Raw genomic sequence first — 17,215 nt, forward strand, 5'->3', positions numbered from 1 at the left:
CCGCTCCATGACCACATCCGAACAGAAACAAGCCGAACTGCGCCGTGCGGCACTCGAATACCACGAGTTTCCGACGCCGGGCAAGATCGCCATCGCCGCGACCAAGCAGCTGGTGAACCAGCGCGATCTGGCGCTGGCGTATTCACCGGGGGTGGCCGCGGCCTGCGAGGAGATCGTGGACGATCCGGCCAACGCTTTCCGCTACACCTCGCGCGGCAACCTGGTCGCCGTGGTGACCAACGGCACCGCGGTGCTCGGTCTGGGCAACATCGGTCCGCTGGCCGCCAAGCCGGTGATGGAGGGCAAGGCCGTCCTGTTCAAGAAGTTCGCCGGCATCGACGTGTTCGACCTGGAGATCGCCGAGAACGACCTCGACAAGCTGGTGGACATCATCGCGTCGCTGGAACCGACCTTCGGTGGCATCAACCTCGAGGACATCAAGGCACCGGACTGCTTCTACGTCGAGCGCAAGCTGCGCGAGCGCATGAAGATCCCCGTGTTCCACGACGACCAGCACGGCACGGCCATCGTCGTGGGTGCAGCGCTGCTCAACGGCCTGAAGGTGCTGGGCAAGGACATCACGCAGGTCAAGCTGGTGTCCTCGGGCGCGGGAGCGGCCGCGCTGGCCTGCCTGAATCTGCTGGTCAAGCTGGGCCTGCCGCGCGAGAACATCTGGGTGACGGACCTCGTGGGGGTCGTCTACCAGGGCCGCACCGAGCTGATGGACCCGGACAAGGCCGAGTTCGCGCAGGTGACCGAGCAGCGCACGCTGCGCGAAGCCATCGCGGGCGCAGACATCTTCCTGGGCCTGTCGGCGGGCGGCGTGCTCAAGCCCGACATGGTGGCGACGATGGCCGAACGGCCGATCATCTTCGCGCTGGCCAATCCGACCCCGGAAATCATGCCGGAGCAGGTCAAGGCGGTGCGCGACGACGCCATCATGGCCACCGGCCGCACCGATTACCCGAACCAGGTCAACAACGTCCTGTGTTTCCCCTACATCTTCCGTGGCGCGCTCGACTGCGGTGCGACGACGATCACCGACGAGATGGAGATCGCCGCGGTGCGCGCCATCGCCGAACTGGCGCAGGCGGAGCAGAACGACGTGGTGGCGGCGGCCTACGGCGGCGCCACGCTGTCGTTCGGGCCTGAATACCTGATCCCGAAGCCGTTCGACCCGCGCCTGATGATCCAGATCGCGCCGGCCGTGGCCCAGGCCGGCATGGACTCCGGTGTCGCGACCCGCCCGATCGCCGACATGGACGCCTACCGCGAGAAGCTGCGCGCCTTCGTCTACGCCGCCGGCACCGTGATGAAGCCGATCTACGCCGTGGCCAAGCGCGCCAAGGCCCGCCGTGTCGCCTATGCCGAGGGCGAAGACCGCCGTGTGCTGCGCGCGGTGCAGGTGGTCGTGGACGAAGGCCTGGCGTTTCCGGTGCTGGTCGGCCGCGGCAATGTCATCCGCACCCGCATCGACAAGCTTGGCCTGCGTCTGGAAGAGGGCCGCGACTACGAGATCGTCAACATCGACGACGACGCCCGCTACCGCCGCTTCTGGGAGATGTACCACGCGATGACCGACCGCCAGGGGGTCACCGAGCAGCTCGCCAAGATCGAGATGCGCCGGCGCATGACGCTGATCGCCTCGATGCTGCTGCACACCGGCGAGGTGGACGGCATGATCTGCGGCACCTGGAGTTCCACGTCGTACCACCTGCAGTACATCGACCAGGTCATCGGCCGCCGCAAGGGTGTCAACACGTATGCCTGCATGAACGGACTGGTGCTGCCGGGCCGCCAGATCTTCCTCGTCGATACCCATGTCAATTACGACCCGACCGCCGAGCAGCTCTGCGAGATCACGATCCTGGCGGCCGAGGAAATGCGCCGCTTCGGCCTGCAGCCCAAGGCGGCGCTGCTGTCGCACTCGAACTTCGGATCGAGCAACCAGCCCTCGGCGGTGAAGATGCGCCAGACGCTGGCGCTGCTGCGCGAACAGGCGCCGTGGCTGGAGGTGGATGGCGAGATGCACGGCGACACGGCACTCGACCCGACTTACCGCGCCGAGCTGATGCCGCGCTGCACGCTGCAGGGCGAGGCCAATCTGCTGGTGCTGCCTAACATCGACGCGGCCAACATCAGCTACAACCTGCTGAAGACGACCGCTGGCGGCGGCATCGCCATCGGCCCGGTGCTGCTGGGCGCGGCCAAACCGGTGCATGTGCTGACGCCGTCGGCCACGGTGCGTCGGATTGTCAACATGACGGCGCTGACGGTGGCGGACGCGAACGCCGTCCGCTGAGGACGGTCCAACTCGGCAGAACAGGGCTTCCAGAAGGAGTTTGCACCCGCTTACTTGCGCGGATGCCCCTGTTCTTCTGCTGAAAATTGAGGCAAACGCTTGAGCTTGGCGCCCTGATTCGGTACCATCGCCCCCTTCAGAATTCAGGAAAACCCGTGGTAGATCTGGTCAGGGTGACGAGCAGGCGGCTCGTCTTGGCCGCCACCAAGGCTGTTGTGCTGGGCGCTGTCGTACTGGGCACTTGGCTCGGTACGCCGGATCTGGTGCAGGCCCGGGGCGAATCCGAAACGGTCGGGCTGCAGAGCGGGGCCGTCAGGTTGTCCGAATTGCCACCGGAAACCGCCGACACGCACCGCCGGATCCTGTCCGGAGGCCCGTTCCGATACCCGAGCAAGGACGGCTCGGTGTTCGGCAACCGGGAGCGGCATCTGCCGCGGGAGACCCGAGGATACTACAGAGAATATACCGTCCCGACTGCAGGATCGCGCGACCGGGGAGCGCGGCGCATCATCTGCGGTGGACGGGAGCCGACGACCCCGGATGTTTGTTTCTACACGCAAGACCACTACGCGAGCTTTCGCCGCATCGCACCGTGACTTCGACGAGGATCGAGAGCCCTAAGGGACCATCCACCATGCTTATGCAGACCGTGCGTCCGAACATCGTGCAGGCCATCCGGGCCTTCCGAGTGGACGACCTCATGTCGGCGGCCCAGGACCTGGGCCACCACTTTCTCTACGCCAATCTGGCCGAAGCGTCTTCCAAGCCGGAAGTGCTGGAGTCGATTGCCAAGGCGTTCCTGTTCCCGGCCCACTTCGGCAAGAACCTCGACGCGCTCTACGACTGCATGACCGATCTGGTCAACAAGTCCGGTGCGCAGGCAGGCTTCGTCGTGGTGCTGGAGCAGTTGCCGGACAACGCCAAGTTCGACCGCGAGGCCCGCGAGCAGCTGCTCGACGTGTTCCGCGATGCATCCGATTACTGGGGAGAACGGAAGATACCCTTCCGATGTTTCTATTCTTTTCAGTAGCCCGCTCCCAGGACCAAGGGCAATGGGAGCGGGCTGATGGAGCCCCGGCGGAACCTGTGAAGCCGCCACCGAAACCGAGCAAGAACGCTGCGCCTGCTTTTGCGCCGCACATGCCGGTGATGAGCAGTGCATTCGACACGTCGGCCCTCGCGGCCGCATGACGACAGCAGACTGCACGCCACGGCGTCCCTGATGACGCCCATGACAAGCCCGCCCCGTGCGGGCTTGTTTCATGGGGCCTTCGCCTTTTGCGCTGCGTCGCGCTGGCCCACGGCAGTCACCAGCGCCACGTAGTCGGCCACCGGCACTTCTTCGGCGCGGCGCTGCAGATCGAACGCCGGCACCTCGTCGCCACAGCGTTCGTGCAGCCAGTGGCCCAGCGTGTTGCGCAGCATCTTGCGGCGCTGCGAGAACGCCACCGCCACCAGTTCGCCCAGCAGCGCCACGTCCACCGCAGGCGGATGGCGCAGCGGTGTCATGCGCACGACGGCCGAATCCACCCGCGGCGGCGGATCGAAACACTCCGGCGGCACATCGATCAGCGACTCGATGTCATAGCGCCACTGCAGCATCACCGACAGCCGGCCGAAGTCCTTCCGGCCGGGCGAGGCGGCCATGCGGTCCACCACTTCCTTCTGCAGCATGAAGTGCTGGTCCTGCACCACGTCGACGAAGTCGAGCAGGTGGAACAGGATCGGGCTGGAGATGTTGTAGGGCAGGTTGCCGACCACGCGCAGCTTGTGGGCCTCGCCGTAGGTGGCCCGTGCCAGGCGGGCGACTTCGCGGAAATCGACCTTCAGCACGTCGGATTCGATCACCGTCAGCTCGGGGCGCTTGCGCAGCCGGGCGGCGAGGTCGCGGTCGAGTTCGACCACCGTCAGGTGCTCGCAGCGTTCGACGATCGGATCGGTCATCGCCCCCATGCCCGGGCCGATCTCGACCACGGCCTCGCCGGGTCGCGGATCGATGGCCCGCACGATGGCCGACAGCACGGCGCCGTCGGTGAGGAAATGCTGGCCGAAGCGCTTGCGGGGAATGTGTTTCAAAGGGGAGGGACTCGTGGAAAGGTCACTGGCCGGGCGGGTCGCGCAGCTCGACATAGGCGCGGGCACGCACCTCGCGGGCCCAGTCGGCGTAGGCGTCTTCGGCCTTCTGTTCGCGCAGCGCGGCGCGGGCCATCTCGCGCTGTTCGCGTGGTTCCAGGCGCTGCTCACGCCGCTCCAGCAGCTGGATCAGGTGCACGCCGAAGCGCGAGACGACCGGCTCGGCGATCGAGCCCGGCCGCAGCGTCGACAGGGCCTGCTCGAACTCCGGCACGAACTGGCCCGGCGAGGCCCAGCCGAGGTCGCCGCCATTGGCTGCGCTGCCGTCCTCCGACTGCTGGCGGGCCAGGTCTTCGAACCTGGCGGTACCGGCCTCGATCTGGCGCTTGTAGCCGGCCAGACGGCGGACGGCGGCCTCCTGGGGCAGCTTCGGGCCGACACGCAGCAGGATGTGGCGCGCGTGCTGCTGCGACACCGTCAGGGCGGCTTCGCGGCGTTCGACCAGCTTGAGCACATGGAAGCCCGCACCCGAGCGCAGCACCTGCGGTGCCACCTCGCCTGCACGCAGCGGACTGACCGCCTCGACGAACGAATCCGGCAGCTTGTCGGCCCGGCGCAGACCCATCTCGCCGCCGCGCTCCTTGGTCGCGTCCGATGCCTCGCGCACCAGCGTCGCGAAGTCTTCGCCCGAGCGCAGCCGCTGCAGCAGGGCCACGCCCTGCTGGCGGCGCTGCGTGACGAGGGCCGGCGCAGCGTTTTCCGGCACCGACAGCAGGATCTGCGCGATGTTGTATTCGGTGGCGGCCCCGTTTTTCTCGCGCTGCTGGGCAAGCCAGGACTCGATGTCGGCATCGGTGATGCGGATGCGGCTCTGCACCTCGCGCTCGCGGATGCGTTCCAGCAGGATCTGGTCGCGCAGGTTGTTGCGGAAGCGGGCGAACTCCATGCCCTCGGTGCGCAGACGCTCGCGCAGCTGCGCCACGGTGATCTGGTTCTGCGCGGCGATGTTGGTGACGGCGCGGTCGATGTCGGCTTCCTCCGCGCGCACGCCGCCATCGCGCGCTGCGCCGAGCTGGGCACGTTCGTCGATCAGCTGGTCGAGCAGCTCGCGCACCAGCGTGTCGCGGTCCGGCAACCGGGTATTGCTGCGGGTGGCTTCCTGTTCGGTGCGCTGCAGGCGCTGCAGCACCTCGCTGTTGGTGACGAGTTCCTGGTTGACCACCGCGACGATGTAGTCGCCGCTGCGCCGTGCCGCCTGGGCGAAACCGTCGAGCGGCGCGCACAGCAGGCTGGCCGCCAGCAGCAGCACGGCCAGCGTCTGCCGGCGGCGTGGTGTCATCGCGGCAAGCGCGTCGGGGGACAGGGTCTGCAGCTCGGTCATGGGGTGTCGGTGTCGCCGCCGGTGGCGGTGGGGTGGTCGGCCGTGGCAGCCGCGGCCCGGGGGTCGCGCAGCAGCTGGTAGCCGGGGATATTGTCCTTCAAGACCGCCAGCGGGTTGGAGCCCGCATTGAGCCGGGACAGGCCGACCAGTTCCAGCTGCAGCATCAGCTGCGTCGAGGACGCCTGCAGGCTGGTGGACTGGCGCCGGGCGACCACGCGGCCGATCCAGCAGCCCGCATCGTATTCGAAGCCGACGATGGCGCCGCTGATGCGCCGGTCCTTGAGGCTGTAGTCGAGCGCGCCGACGCCGTAGAGGCGGCCGTCGCAGGACGAGGTGCTGCTGCGCGCCGGGCCATTGGCCTTGGCGGTGCCGTTGCCCACCAGGCGGCTCACCGGCGCGAGCAGTCCGTCGATCGGCCATTGCCAGCCGAGGGCCAGCTGCTCGCTGACGCCGCGGTTGCGGCGGTGGCTGGCGTAGAGGGTGCGCAGCGGCCCGGGCGAATAGCGCACGCTGGTGATGGTGCGCTCGACCCGGTCGGAGTCGGTGTTGAACTGCAGCGAGCTGTCCAGGGTCCAGTGCGGGATGGCCATGAGCGACCCCTGCACCAGCACGTCCGAGAAGCGGCTCGTGGCCGACACGCCGTCGGCGGTGATGCGCTGGTCGCTGAGGCGGTAGCGCTGCGCGATGCCCAGCCGCGCGAGTTCGGCGCCGCTGTGGCGGTCGAGGTAGCGCGTGGTCAGGCCGCCGGTGAGCTGGTTGGCGTCGGAGACGCGGTCGATGCCGGAGAAGACGTTCTCCGAGAACACCGTCGTGGCGTTGAAGTCCAGCGCCGCGCTGTCGAAGTCGGGCAGCGCCGACTGGTCGCGCCAGGGCGTGTAGGCGTAGAGCAGCCGGGGCTCCAGCGTCTGCGTCAGGTCGCGGCCGAAGGCGCGCGTCTCGCGGTCGAGCGACCAGGCGCTGTCGACGCTGACGCTCGGGATCACCCGCCCGGCGCGGGTGCGGCCATCGCTCAGGGGCCGGTCCACATCGTAGCCAGCGGCGTTGAAGCTGGCGCGGGGGGTCAGCCGCCAGCCTTCGTTGCCCAGCGGCAGTGCCACCTGGCCCAGCGCATGCAGCCGGCTGCCGGCGATGCGGGTGGGGTCGGTGTTGGTGAAGCGGTTGAACTCGGTCTGCAGCGACCACTGCAGCGGCCCGCCGCGGTTGCTCCACAGCGCGCCGATCTGCGGCGTGCGCTGGTAGGGCGGGGCGATCTGCGTGCTCGGATCGGTGTCCTGCAGCACCTGCCACTGCTGCAGACGCGCGTAGAGGTGCTGCTCGACCTCGCCCAGACCGGCCACCTGCAGCAGGCGACGCTGCTGTGCCTGGGCCGTGCTGGCCAGCAGGCGCGGGGTGAGCGATTCGGCGCCGCGCAGGCCGTCCTTCCAGTAGTTGTCGTCGGAGACCCGCAGCAGGTGCCACTCGTAGTGCACGTCGTCGGGCAGGTCGCCCTGCTGGGTCCAGCGGGTGGCCCAGCGGTCGCGCCCGGCCGTCAGGTCGCGCGGCAGCCAGAAGCCGTTGATCTCGCCGCGCCAGTGCGGGCGCAGGTAGCGGAACTCGGACTCCAGCCCCGCGCCGCGCTTGGACAGGACCGTCGGCGTCAGGGTGGCGTCCAGGTCCGGCGCGATGTTCCAGTAGTAGGGCACCGACAGGCCGAAGCCGGCGTTGCTCGACGTGGTGATCAGCGGCGGCAGCCAGCCCGACTTGCGGTCCTCCGTCACCGGGAAACTCAGCACCGGTGCCGCCAGGATCGGCACGCCGTAGAAGCGCAGCACGGCGCCTTCGGCCAGGCCCTCGTTGGCGTCGAAGTCGAGCCGGACGCGGCGGGTGGTCAGCACCCATGGGGCGGTCTCGCCATCGACCAGCGCGCAGCTGCTGTAGGCGGCGCCACGCACCACCAGCCGGTTCCTGCCGATGAAGTCGACCCGCTCGGCGCGCCCGCCGGCCTGGGTGCGGCCGAGGTAGAAACGCGGCTCCAGGAAATAGCCCTCCTGGTGCTCGGTGTTCAGTGACAGTTCGCTGCCCTGGTAGCGGTCGTCGCCGCGGGCCAGCAGCACCTGGCCGGTGGCCTGCACCCGGTCCTCGCGCTGGCGGTATTCCATGTGCTCCGCCTGCAGGCTCAGCAGGCCGCGCTGCAGCCGGGCGCGGCCGTCGGCGACCAGCGTCTCGCCGGTCTGGCCGCTGAGTCGGTCGGCTTCGAGGTGGATGCGGTCATCGTCCACGGCGCTGGCGTCGACCAGCGGCAGGCTCAGACCCTGGGTGGCCCATTCGGGGGCACTGATGCGGCAGGACTGCGCCGCAGCGGCCAGCGGTGTCAGCGCCGCGATCAGCGCCAGCACGCGCTGCGCGGTCCGGCGCAGGCGGCGGCGGGCGGTGGGGGCGCAGAAGTCGGCAAGGACGGGGGTGTTCGGCACGGAAGGCGGTTCGGTCGCCCTGGGGCGCCTCGCTAGAATCGATTGATTATTTCATGCTCCGAGATGGCCCCCGTGACCCCTGCTGACGCTCCGACCTCCATCCACTGGCCCGACGACCAGCGCCGTGCCGCGTTCGACACCTGGCTGGCCACGCAGGCCGAAGCCCACGGACTGCTTGCCGAGAGCCTGCGTCCGGCCAGCGCCGACGCGAGCTTCCGCCGCTATTTCCGCATCGACAGCGCCCGCGGCGAGGCGGCGCGCATCGTCATGGACGCGCCGCCCGACCGCGAGGACTGCCGGCCCTTCGTGCAGATCGCCGGCCTGCTGCGCCAGGGTGGGCTGAACGCGCCCGAGGTGCTGGCCTGGGACGAGGCGCAGGGCTTCCTGCTGCTGTCCGACCTGGGCGAGCGCACGCTGCTGGCCGAGCTGCAGGCGCAGGACTTCGGTACCGCCGCCGGTCTGAAGGTCGCGGACGCGCATTACCGCGGCGCGCTCGACACGCTGGTGCGCCTGCAGCAGATCCCCGCCCAGGGCCAGGTGCCCGCCTACGACGCCGCGCTGCTGCGCCGCGAGCTGGACCTCTTCCCCGAGTGGTACATCGGCCGCCACCGCCAGTTCACCCTCGACAGCACGCAGCAGCAGGTGCTCGAAGAGGCGCTGCAGACCATCACCCGCGTCTGCGAGGCGCAGCCCTGCGTGCTGGTGCACCGCGATTTCCACAGCCGCAACCTGATGGTCGGCGCCGATCCGGCCACCCCTGGCGTGCTCGATTTCCAGGACGCGGTGTGGGGGCCGGTGACGTATGACGTGGTCTCGCTGCTGCGCGATGCCTACATCGAGTGGGACGAATCCATCCAGATCGACTGGGCCGTGCGCTACTGGGAGCGCGCCCGCAAGGCCGGTCTGCCGGTGTCGGACGACTTCGGTACCTTCTGGCGCGACTACGAATGGATGGGCCTGCAGCGCCACCTGAAGGTGCTCGGCATCTTCTCGCGGCTCTACCACCGCGACGGCAAGGACGGCTATCTGAAGGACCTCCCGCTCGTCTGGCGCAACGCCCACCACGTCGCCTCGCGCTACTCGGTGCTGCGTCCGCTGTCGCGGCTGCTGGAAGCGCTGGAGAACGTCGAGGTCAAGACGGGCTACACGTTCTGAGCAGGCGTACCCCCATGCGTAGCTTCCAGCGCGACCTGTCGCTGTCTGCCGTCGTTGCCGGCTTCGTGGCGATGCTGGTCGGCGTGACCAGCTCGATCGTGGTCGTCTTCCAGGCCGCGCAGGCGCTGGGTGCGACCCCGGCGCAGGTCACGTCGTGGATCTGGTCGATCTGCGTCGGCACCGGCCTGACCAGCATCGGCCTGAGCGTCTGGTACCGCCGCCCGGTGCTCACCGCCTGGGCGACGCCCGGCGCGGCGATGCTGGTGAGCGCGGCAGCAGGCGTGACGATGCCCGAGGCGATCGGCGGGTTCATCGTCAGCGCGCTGCTGATCACGCTGTCGGGCATGACGGGCCTGTTCGCCCGTGTGATGGACCGGATTCCGCAGCCGCTGGCGGCCGGGCTGCTGGGCGGCGTGCTGGCGCGCTTTGCGCTGGACGCGTTTGGCGCGATGCCGGGCGATCCGGGGCTGGTCGGCGCGATGTTCCTGGCCTACCTGTTCGGCCGCCGCTTCTGGCCGCGTTACGCGGTGCCGGGGGTGCTGGCGGTGGGGCTGGGCGTGGCCTGGGCGCTGGGGCGGATGCACCTGGACACGGTGGACTGGCGGCTCGGCACACCCGTCTGGACCACGCCCGAGTTCACCTTGCGCGGCCTGTTCGGCGTGGCGCTGCCGCTGTTCGTCGTGACGATGGCGTCGCAGAACCTGCCCGGTGTCGCTGCCCAGCGTGCCGCTGGCTACGACACGCCCGTCTCTCCGGTCATTGCCACGACGGGTCTGACCACGCTGCTGCTGGCCCCCTTCGGCGGCTATGCGCTCAACCTCGCGGCGATCACCGCCTCCATCTGCATGAGCCGCGAGGCGCACGAAGACCCGGCGCGCCGCTGGCCTTCGGCGGTGATGGCGGGGGTCTTCTACCTGGGCGTCGGGCTGGCCGCGGGCGCCGTGGCCGGGCTGATCGGTGCGTTTCCGAAGGCGCTGGTGCTGGCGGTGGCGGGCTTTGCGCTGCTGGGCACGATCGGCGGCGGACTCGGCGTGGCCATGGCCGACCTGCGCTGGAGAGAGCCGGCGCTGGTGACCTTTCTCGTCACGCTCAGCGGGCTGTCGATGGCGGGGATCGGCTCGGCGTTCTGGGGCGTGGTGGCGGGGGCCGTCTGCGTGGCGATCACCACCCCACGCCGCTGACCGTCCCCGTCATTCCCGCGAAAGCGGGAACCCACCCACCACCTCACCACCTCACCGCCCCGTCCGCCGCAACTCCCGCTGCAGATAGAGATAGAGCCCCTCCACCTTCTCCCGCGCCCACGGCGTCTGCCGCAGGAACTTCAGGCTCGACTTGACGCTCGGGTTGCTGGCGAAGCAGCGCGCTGGCACGCGCTCGTTCAGCCCGTCCCAGCCGTAGTGGTCGGCCAGTGTGGTGACGATGTGTTCCAGGGTCAGGCCGTGGAGCGGGTTGCGGGGCTGGGTAGGCGGCGGAGGGGGAGGCGCAGCGGGATCTTGCATTGGCGGGATTCTGCCCGGATGGCCTGCCTCGCTATCATCCGCCCCCGCTTGCTCCATTCCGCGTTCCCCGCGCGACCCTCATGGCCGAAGCCCCTTCCACCCTCAACCCCGCCCAGCTCCAGGCCGTCTACCACCTGCACAGCCCCTGCCTCGTGCTGGCCGGTGCCGGCTCCGGCAAGACGCGGGTGATTACGCACAAGATCGCGCGGCTGCTGCAGGAGGGCATCGCGCCGTCGCAGATCGGCGCCATCACCTTCACCAACAAGGCCGCGCAGGAAATGCGCGAGCGGGCGCGGGCGCTGGTGGGCGCGCGGGCGGCGAAGGATCTGCTGATCGCCACCTTCCACTCGCTCGGCGTGCGCCTGCTGCGCGAGGATGGCGAGCGGCTCGGGCTGAAGCCGAAGTTCTCGATCCTGGACGCGGACGACGTGCTCGGCGTGCTGCGGGACGCGGGCGGCACGACGGACGCCAAGCTCGCCCGCAGCTGGCAGTGGACCATCAGCCTGTGGAAGAACAACGGCCTCACGCCCGAGCAGGCCGAGGCCGCCGCCCAGGACGACGACGAGCGCATCGCCGCCCGGGTGATGAAGCTCTACGAGGAGCGGCTGCTGGCGTATTCGGCGGTGGATTTCGACGACCTGATCAGCCTGCCGCTCAAGCTGCTGCAGACCGACGAGGACACCCGCCTGAAGTGGCAGCGCAAGCTGCGCCACGTGCTCGTCGACGAATACCAGGACACCAACGCGACCCAATATGACCTGCTCAAGGCGCTGGTCGGCCAGGACGGCATCTTCACCGCCGTGGGCGACGACGACCAGAGCATCTACGGCTGGCGCGGCGCGACAATCGAGAACCTCAAGCGCCTGCCGCTGGACTATCCGAACCTCAAGGTGATCCCGCTGGAGCAGAACTACCGCTCCACCAGCGCCATCCTGACCGCTGCCAACAACGTCATCGCGCTGAATCCCAAGATCTTCCAGAAGAAACTGTGGAGCGACTTGGGCGAGGGCGAGCCGGTGAAGGTGGTCGAATCCGACCAGGAAGAGCACGAGGCCGAGCGCGCCGTGACCCGGATCATGGCCATCCGCGCCAACACCACGGGCGAATACACCGGCATCACCGAGTGGAAGGATTTCGCCATCCTCTACCGCGCCAACCACCAGAGCCGCAAGCTTGAAGAGGCGCTGCGCAAGGCCCAGATTCCCTACAAGGTCTCCGGCGGACAGAGCTTCTTCGACCGCGCCGAGATCAAGGACCTGTGCGGCTGGCTGCGGCTGCTGGTGAACCAGGACGACGATCCCGCTTTCCTGCGCGCCGTGACGACCCCGAAGCGCGGCATCGGCCACACGACGCTGGCGGCCTTGAGCGACTTTTCCGGCAAATGGCGCGTGAGTCTGTTCGAGGCGCTGTTTCAGGAGTCGCTCGGCACGGCGCTGAGTGCCAAGGCGATTGGCTCGCTGCATGAGTTCGGCCGCTATGTGAACGACCTCGAATACCGCGCTCGCCACACCGTCGGCGCCGAAGCGGCCAGGCCGATGCTGCTGGAGTGGCTCACCGACATCGGCTACGAGCAGCACCTGCTGGACAACGAGGAGAACCCCAAGGTCGCGGCCGCGCGCTGGTCGAACGTGATCGACTTCATCGACTGGGTAGCCAAGCGCTGCGGCGGCGAGATCGACAACGATGGCGGCATGACGGTCGAGACCGAGAAGAAGAGCGTGCTCGATGTGGCGCAGTCGATCAGCGTGATCCTGAGCCTGGCCGAGCGTGGCGACCAGGACCAGAACATGGTCACCCTGTCCACGCTGCACGCCAGCAAGGGGCTGGAGTGGCCGCACGTCGTGCTGGTCGGCGTCAACGAGGGCACGCTGCCCTTCAAGCGCGACGAGGAAGACATGACCGCCGAGCGGCTGGAGGAAGAGCGCCGCCTGATGTACGTCGGCATCACCCGCGCCCGGCGCACGCTGCTGGTCAGCACGCTCCTGCGGCAGAAGCGCGGGCGCGAGATCAAGCGCGCCTTTCCGAGCCGCTTCATCGGCGAGATGAAGCTGGACGAGCGGGTCATCAAGGAAAACCCGCGCGACCGGATCGCGGCACAGCGGGCGGCATTTGCGGCGCGGGCGGCGCAAGCGGGCAAGCCACCGGCCTGAGTGATGGCGCCGATGCCGTGTCCATGACCAGCCGGTGCTGGATGCGCGCCTGGCCCAGCAGCCGTCCCATCGTGGCGGCATCCAGCGGGTGCGACAGCAGGTGGCCCTGGAACTCATCGCAGCCGTGGCGGCGCAGGAAGTCGAGCTGGTCCTCGCGCTCGACCCCCTCCGCCACCACCCGCAGCCCCAGCGTGTGCCCCAGACCGATCACGGCGGCAGCGACCTTGGCGCCGTTGCCCTGCAGCGTGGCCAGGAAGACCCGGTCGATCTTCAGCTCGTCCAGCGGCAGCCGGCTCAGTCTGGCCAGCGAGGAGTAGCCGCTGCCGAAGTCGTCCACCGCGATGCGCACCCCTGCCGCGCGCAGCGCCTGCAGGCGCTGGCCGAGCCGCTCGACGTCGTGCATCAGCGCCGGCTCGGTCAGCTCCAGCGTGAGCGTGCCGCCGGGCAGGCCGTGGTCGACCAGTGTCCTGAGCACGCCGGAGACGAAGTCGGGCTGGGCGATCTCCAGCCGCGAGACGTTGATCGCGATGCGCGGCACGTCCAGCCCCTGGTCGCGCCAGCGCCGGATCTGGTGGCAGGTGTTCTCCAGCACCCAGGTGCCGATCCGGGTGATGAGGCCGGTGTCTTCGGCGAGCGCGATGAACTCGACCGGCTCGATCCGGCCGAGGTCGCGGTCGCGCCAGCGCAGCAGGGCCTCGGCGCCCGTGAGCGCGCCGGTGTGCAGATCGGCCTGTGGCTGGAAATGCAGCTCGAAGCTCGATTGCGCCAGCGCCCGGCGCAGCGCTCCTTCCAGCTGCAGCCGGCGCATCGCGCCACGGCCCAGCGCCGAGCCATAGACGACACAGCCGTTGCGGCCCTGGCGCCTGGCCTCGTGCCGGGCCAGCGTGGCGTGCCGGATCAGCACCTCGGGCTGGTGGCCGTCGTGCGGAAACACGGCCACTCCCGCATGGCCCCCCACGACGAGGCGGTGGTCGCCCAGATCGACCGGGTCGTCGAGTCGCTGCAGGAGTTCGCAGGCCAGGGCCTCGGCGTCGGCGGACCGCGCCAGGGGCACGATGATCACGGCCAGCCCGTCGTCGCAGCGGGTCAACTGGGCCCGCAGACGACCGGCGTGGCGTGCCTCGATGGCCACCAGCGCCACCTGCAGCCGGTGTTCGATCGCCTGCTGGAGCGGCGCACGCAGGTCGGCGCCCAGGGTCAGCACGACCTCGTCGAAGCGCTCCAGACCCAGCAGCACCAGCGCGCCGACCTGCGCGCTGGCACTGGCGTGCTGCAGCACGCGGGTCAGCGGGGCGTGCAGCGTCGCGGCGATGTCCTCCGCAGCGGCGGGCCCGGCGCGCAGCCGGCCCAGGTGGCCGACGACGCGGACCAGCTCGTCCGGATGCGCGCTGGCGCGGACCAGCGACACGGCGCCGGCGTCGAGCGCGCGGTGGCGCAGCACGGTGGTGTCGTCCCCGGGTTGTGGCGAGAGCCAGGCGACCATGGGCGCTCCGCTGCCCGGGTCTGCACGCAGGTCGGCCGCGTGCTGGCGGTTCGCGCCGCGTGGCGGGCCGAACTCCCGCACCACGACATCGGCAGGCGCCTGCCCGTGCTCTCCCGGCAGCACCGGTTGCAGCCCGCGGTCCAGCAGGGCGCCCGCCAGCATCGCCCGCCAGGGGCGGCTGACCTGCAGCAGCACCCGCGTTGGCGGGCACGGACCGCCGTGCACGGCATCCAGGACGGGCAGCGTGCCGCGGTACGCTGTCGGTCCACTCGCGGAGGGCAGGGGGAAGGAAACCATGCCACCTTATCGGAGTGGTGCGGGCGGGCTTGATCCCCGCCCGGGCTGCCCAGGGACGGGCCATGTGCGGGGGCCCTACAATCCAACGCTTTGTCTCATCCGACAACCCTGTCCTTCCCCGTCGAGGAGTTCGAACGTGTTCATTTCCAATGCCTACGCACAGACCGCAGGCGCCGCAGCCGGTGGCATGTCATCCCTGACGCAGATGCTGCCGCTGGTGCTGATGTTCGTGGTGCTGTACTTCATCATGATCCGCCCCCAGATGAAGAAGCAGAAGGAGCACAAGGCCATGATCGACGCGCTCGGCAAGGGCGACGAGGTCGTCACCGGTGGTGGTCTGCTGGGCCGCATCACCAAGGTCGACGAGCAGTACGTGTCCGTCGAGATCGCCGGCAACGTGGTCGTGCAGCTCCAGCGCAGCGCGGTGGTCCAGGTCCTGCCCAAGGGCACGATCAAGTAATCTGCCCTCTGGCTCACCCACAATAGAGAGCGCGCCTGTCCCAGGCCGGTCAGCACGATGAATCGCTATCCCTGGTGGAAGTACCTGATCCTCGGCATCGCCGTGGTGGTGGGGCTGCTGTACACCCTGCCCAACTTCTTCGGCGAGGCGCCTGCCGTGCAGGTCTCCAGCGCCCGGGCCACGGTCAAGATCGACGCGGGCATGGTTTCGCGCGTGGAGCAGGCGGTCAAGGCGGCCGGGCTCCAGCCGGACTTCGTCCAGCTCGAAGGGCTGTCGGTGCGGGCCCGTCTGGCCGACACCGACGCGCAGCTCAAGGCGCGTGACGCGATCGTCAAGGCGCTCAATCCCGATCCGGCCGACCCGTCGTACATCGTCGCGCTGAACCTGGTCTCGCGCTCGCCGCAGTGGCTGACCAGCCTGCACGCGCTGCCGATGTACCTGGGTCTGGACCTGCGCGGCGGCGTGCACTTCCTGATGCAGGTCGACATGGCCGCGGCGCTGACCAAGAAGACCGAGTCGCTGACCAGCGACGTGCGCACGCTGCTGCGCGACAAGTCGATCCGCCACAGCGGCATCAACCGCGCCGGCGACAGCATCGAGGTCCGCCTGCGCGACCGCGAGACGCTCGACAAGGCGCGCCTGGCGCTGACCGACGCCCAGGCGGACGTGGCCTGGACCGAAGGCACCGACCCGGCCGAGCTCAAGCTGACCGGCCGCATCAAGCCCGAGGCGGTGCGCAACGTCGGCCAGCAGGCGCTGACGCAGAACATCAACACCCTGCACAACCGGATCAACGAACTCGGCGTGTCCGAGCCGGTGATCCAGCAGCAGGGCACCGACCGCGTGGTCGTGCAGCTGCCCGGCGTGCAGGACGTGGCCAAGGCCAAGGACATCATCGGCCGCACGGCGACACTCGAAGTGCGCATGGTCGACGACAGCGCCGAGGCGCAGGCCGCGCTGACCGGCAGCGGCCCCGTGCCCTTCGGCACCGAGAAGTTCCTGGAGCGCGGCGGCGTGCCCATCATCGTCAAGCGCCAGGTGGTGCTGACGGGCGAGAACCTCACCGACGCGCAGGCCGGTTTCGACGACACCCAGCAGCCCGCCGTCCACCTGACGCTCGATGCCCGCGGCTCGCGCATCTTCCGCGACGTGACGCGCGAGAGCATCGGCAAGCGCATGGCCATCCTGCTGTTCGAGAAGGGCAAGGGCGAGGTCGTGACCGCGCCGGTGATCCGTTCGGAAATCGGTGGGGGCCGCGTGCAGATCTCGGGCTCGATGACGCCGATGGAGTCGGCCGACACCGCGCTGCTGCTGCGTGCCGGCTCCCTGGCTGCGCCGATGGAGATCATCGAGGAGCGCCTGATCGGCCCGAGCCTGGGCGCCGAGAACATCACCAAGGGCTTTGACAGCGTGCTGTACGGCTTCATCGCCATCGCCATCTTCATGTCCGCCTACTACATGCTGTTCGGCGTGTTCTCGACGCTGGCACTGGGCGTGAACCTGCTGCTGCTGGTGGCCATCCTGTCGATGCTGCAGGCCACGCTCACGCTGCCGGGCATCGCCGCCATCGCGCTGGTGCTGGGCATGGCGATCGACGCCAACGTGCTGATCAACGAGCGCGTGCGCGAGGAACTGCGCAGCGGCACCTCGCCGCAGATGGCCATCCACCTCGGCTACGAGCGGGCCTTCGCCACCATCCTGGACTCGAACGTGACGACGCTGATCGCCGGCGTGGCGCTGCTGGCCTTCGGCTCGGGGCCGGTGCGCGGCTTCGCGGTGGTGCATTGCCTGGGCATCCTGACCTCGATGTTCTCGGCCGTGTTCTTCTCGCGCGGGCTGGTCAATCTCTGGTACGGCCGCAAGAAGAAGCTGCAGGGCGTCTCGATCGGTCAGGTCTGGAAGCCGGCGTCCGTGCCGGGTTCCTCGCCGACCACGACCGCCGTCACCACCCCCAAGGCCTGACAG

13 protein-coding genes are annotated in these 17,215 nt (G+C 69.2%); 8 read left to right on the forward strand and 5 right to left on the reverse strand.

Annotated elements, in window-relative coordinates:
• Positions 1 to 7: 7 nt before the first annotated feature.
• From BDD16_RS09485 to BDD16_RS09495, 3 genes are all read left to right on the forward strand, one after another.
• Positions 8 to 2,302 carry an NADP-dependent malic enzyme gene (locus BDD16_RS09485; RefSeq protein ID WP_179633716.1) on the forward strand — a complete coding sequence of 765 codons (2,295 nt, stop codon included), beginning with the start codon at positions 8 to 10 and terminating at the stop codon, positions 2,300 to 2,302.
• A 194-nt stretch (positions 2,303 to 2,496) separates the two neighbouring features.
• Positions 2,497 to 2,898, forward strand: a complete 402-nt coding sequence (locus BDD16_RS09490) for a guanyl-specific ribonuclease (RefSeq protein WP_179633717.1) — start codon at positions 2,497 to 2,499, stop codon at positions 2,896 to 2,898.
• A 38-nt stretch (positions 2,899 to 2,936) separates the two neighbouring features.
• Positions 2,937 to 3,332, forward strand: coding sequence for a barstar family protein (locus BDD16_RS09495; RefSeq protein ID WP_179633718.1), 396 nt, complete (start codon positions 2,937 to 2,939; stop codon positions 3,330 to 3,332).
• A 230-nt stretch (positions 3,333 to 3,562) separates the two neighbouring features.
• On the opposite strand, the gene rsmA is transcribed toward BDD16_RS09495, so the two are convergent.
• Genes rsmA through BDD16_RS09510 form a run of 3 tightly spaced genes read right to left on the reverse strand, consistent with a single transcriptional unit; the run spans position 3,563 to position 8,206 of the window.
• The gene (rsmA, locus tag BDD16_RS09500) at positions 3,563 to 4,378 is read right to left on the reverse strand and encodes a 16S rRNA (adenine(1518)-N(6)/adenine(1519)-N(6))-dimethyltransferase RsmA (RefSeq protein ID WP_179633719.1); all 816 of its coding nucleotides are present in this window, start codon (positions 4,376 to 4,378) and stop codon (positions 3,563 to 3,565) included.
• Between the two features lie 22 nt (positions 4,379 to 4,400).
• Positions 4,401 to 5,756 (reverse strand): peptidylprolyl isomerase, encoded by a 1,356-nt coding sequence (locus tag BDD16_RS09505; RefSeq protein ID WP_246332506.1) that lies wholly within the window; start codon positions 5,754 to 5,756, stop codon positions 4,401 to 4,403.
• A complete protein-coding gene (locus tag BDD16_RS09510; RefSeq protein WP_179633720.1) occupies positions 5,753 to 8,206 on the reverse strand; it encodes an LPS-assembly protein LptD in 2,454 nt (817 codons plus the stop codon). The genes BDD16_RS09505 and BDD16_RS09510 overlap by 4 nt, the downstream gene beginning before the upstream one ends.
• A 63-nt stretch (positions 8,207 to 8,269) precedes the next feature.
• Between BDD16_RS09510 and BDD16_RS09515 the strand changes: the two genes are divergently transcribed.
• Both BDD16_RS09515 and BDD16_RS09520 read left to right on the forward strand, forming a co-directional pair.
• Positions 8,270 to 9,361: an aminoglycoside phosphotransferase family protein gene (locus BDD16_RS09515; RefSeq protein ID WP_179633721.1), complete on the forward strand. Its 1,092-nt coding sequence runs from the start codon at positions 8,270 to 8,272 to the stop codon at positions 9,359 to 9,361.
• A gap of 14 nt (positions 9,362 to 9,375) precedes the next feature.
• The gene (locus BDD16_RS09520) at positions 9,376 to 10,542 is read left to right on the forward strand and encodes a benzoate/H(+) symporter BenE family transporter (RefSeq protein ID WP_179633722.1); all 1,167 of its coding nucleotides are present in this window, start codon (positions 9,376 to 9,378) and stop codon (positions 10,540 to 10,542) included.
• A 51-nt stretch (positions 10,543 to 10,593) separates the two neighbouring features.
• Here BDD16_RS09520 and BDD16_RS09525 read toward each other — a convergent pair whose 3' ends face one another.
• The gene (locus BDD16_RS09525) at positions 10,594 to 10,860 is read right to left on the reverse strand and encodes a VF530 family protein (protein WP_179633723.1); all 267 of its coding nucleotides are present in this window, start codon (positions 10,858 to 10,860) and stop codon (positions 10,594 to 10,596) included.
• Positions 10,861 to 10,940: 80 nt separating this feature from the next.
• Between BDD16_RS09525 and BDD16_RS09530 the strand changes: the two genes are divergently transcribed.
• On the forward strand, positions 10,941 to 13,010 hold the full coding sequence (locus tag BDD16_RS09530; RefSeq protein WP_179633724.1) for an ATP-dependent helicase: 2,070 nt from the start codon (positions 10,941 to 10,943) through the stop codon (positions 13,008 to 13,010).
• Here the strand turns inward: BDD16_RS09530 and BDD16_RS09535 are convergent.
• Positions 12,925 to 14,790, reverse strand: a complete 1,866-nt coding sequence (locus tag BDD16_RS09535) for a putative bifunctional diguanylate cyclase/phosphodiesterase (protein WP_179633725.1) — start codon at positions 14,788 to 14,790, stop codon at positions 12,925 to 12,927. The two genes, BDD16_RS09530 and BDD16_RS09535, sit on opposite strands and share 86 nt — an antisense overlap.
• 136 nt (positions 14,791 to 14,926) lie before the next feature.
• Here BDD16_RS09535 and yajC point away from each other — a divergent pair, with 136 nt between their 5' ends.
• Positions 14,927 to 15,250 carry a preprotein translocase subunit YajC gene (gene yajC, locus BDD16_RS22960; protein ID WP_179633726.1) on the forward strand — a complete coding sequence of 108 codons (324 nt, stop codon included), beginning with the start codon at positions 14,927 to 14,929 and terminating at the stop codon, positions 15,248 to 15,250.
• A gap of 57 nt (positions 15,251 to 15,307) precedes the next feature.
• Positions 15,308 to 17,212 carry a protein translocase subunit SecD gene (gene secD / locus BDD16_RS09545; RefSeq protein ID WP_179633727.1) on the forward strand — a complete coding sequence of 635 codons (1,905 nt, stop codon included), beginning with the start codon at positions 15,308 to 15,310 and terminating at the stop codon, positions 17,210 to 17,212.
• Positions 17,213 to 17,215 lie beyond the last annotated feature (3 nt).

It is taken from the genome of Sphaerotilus montanus (assembly GCF_013410775.1).
GTDB classification, from domain to species: Bacteria; Pseudomonadota; Gammaproteobacteria; order Burkholderiales; family Burkholderiaceae_C; genus Sphaerotilus; species Sphaerotilus montanus.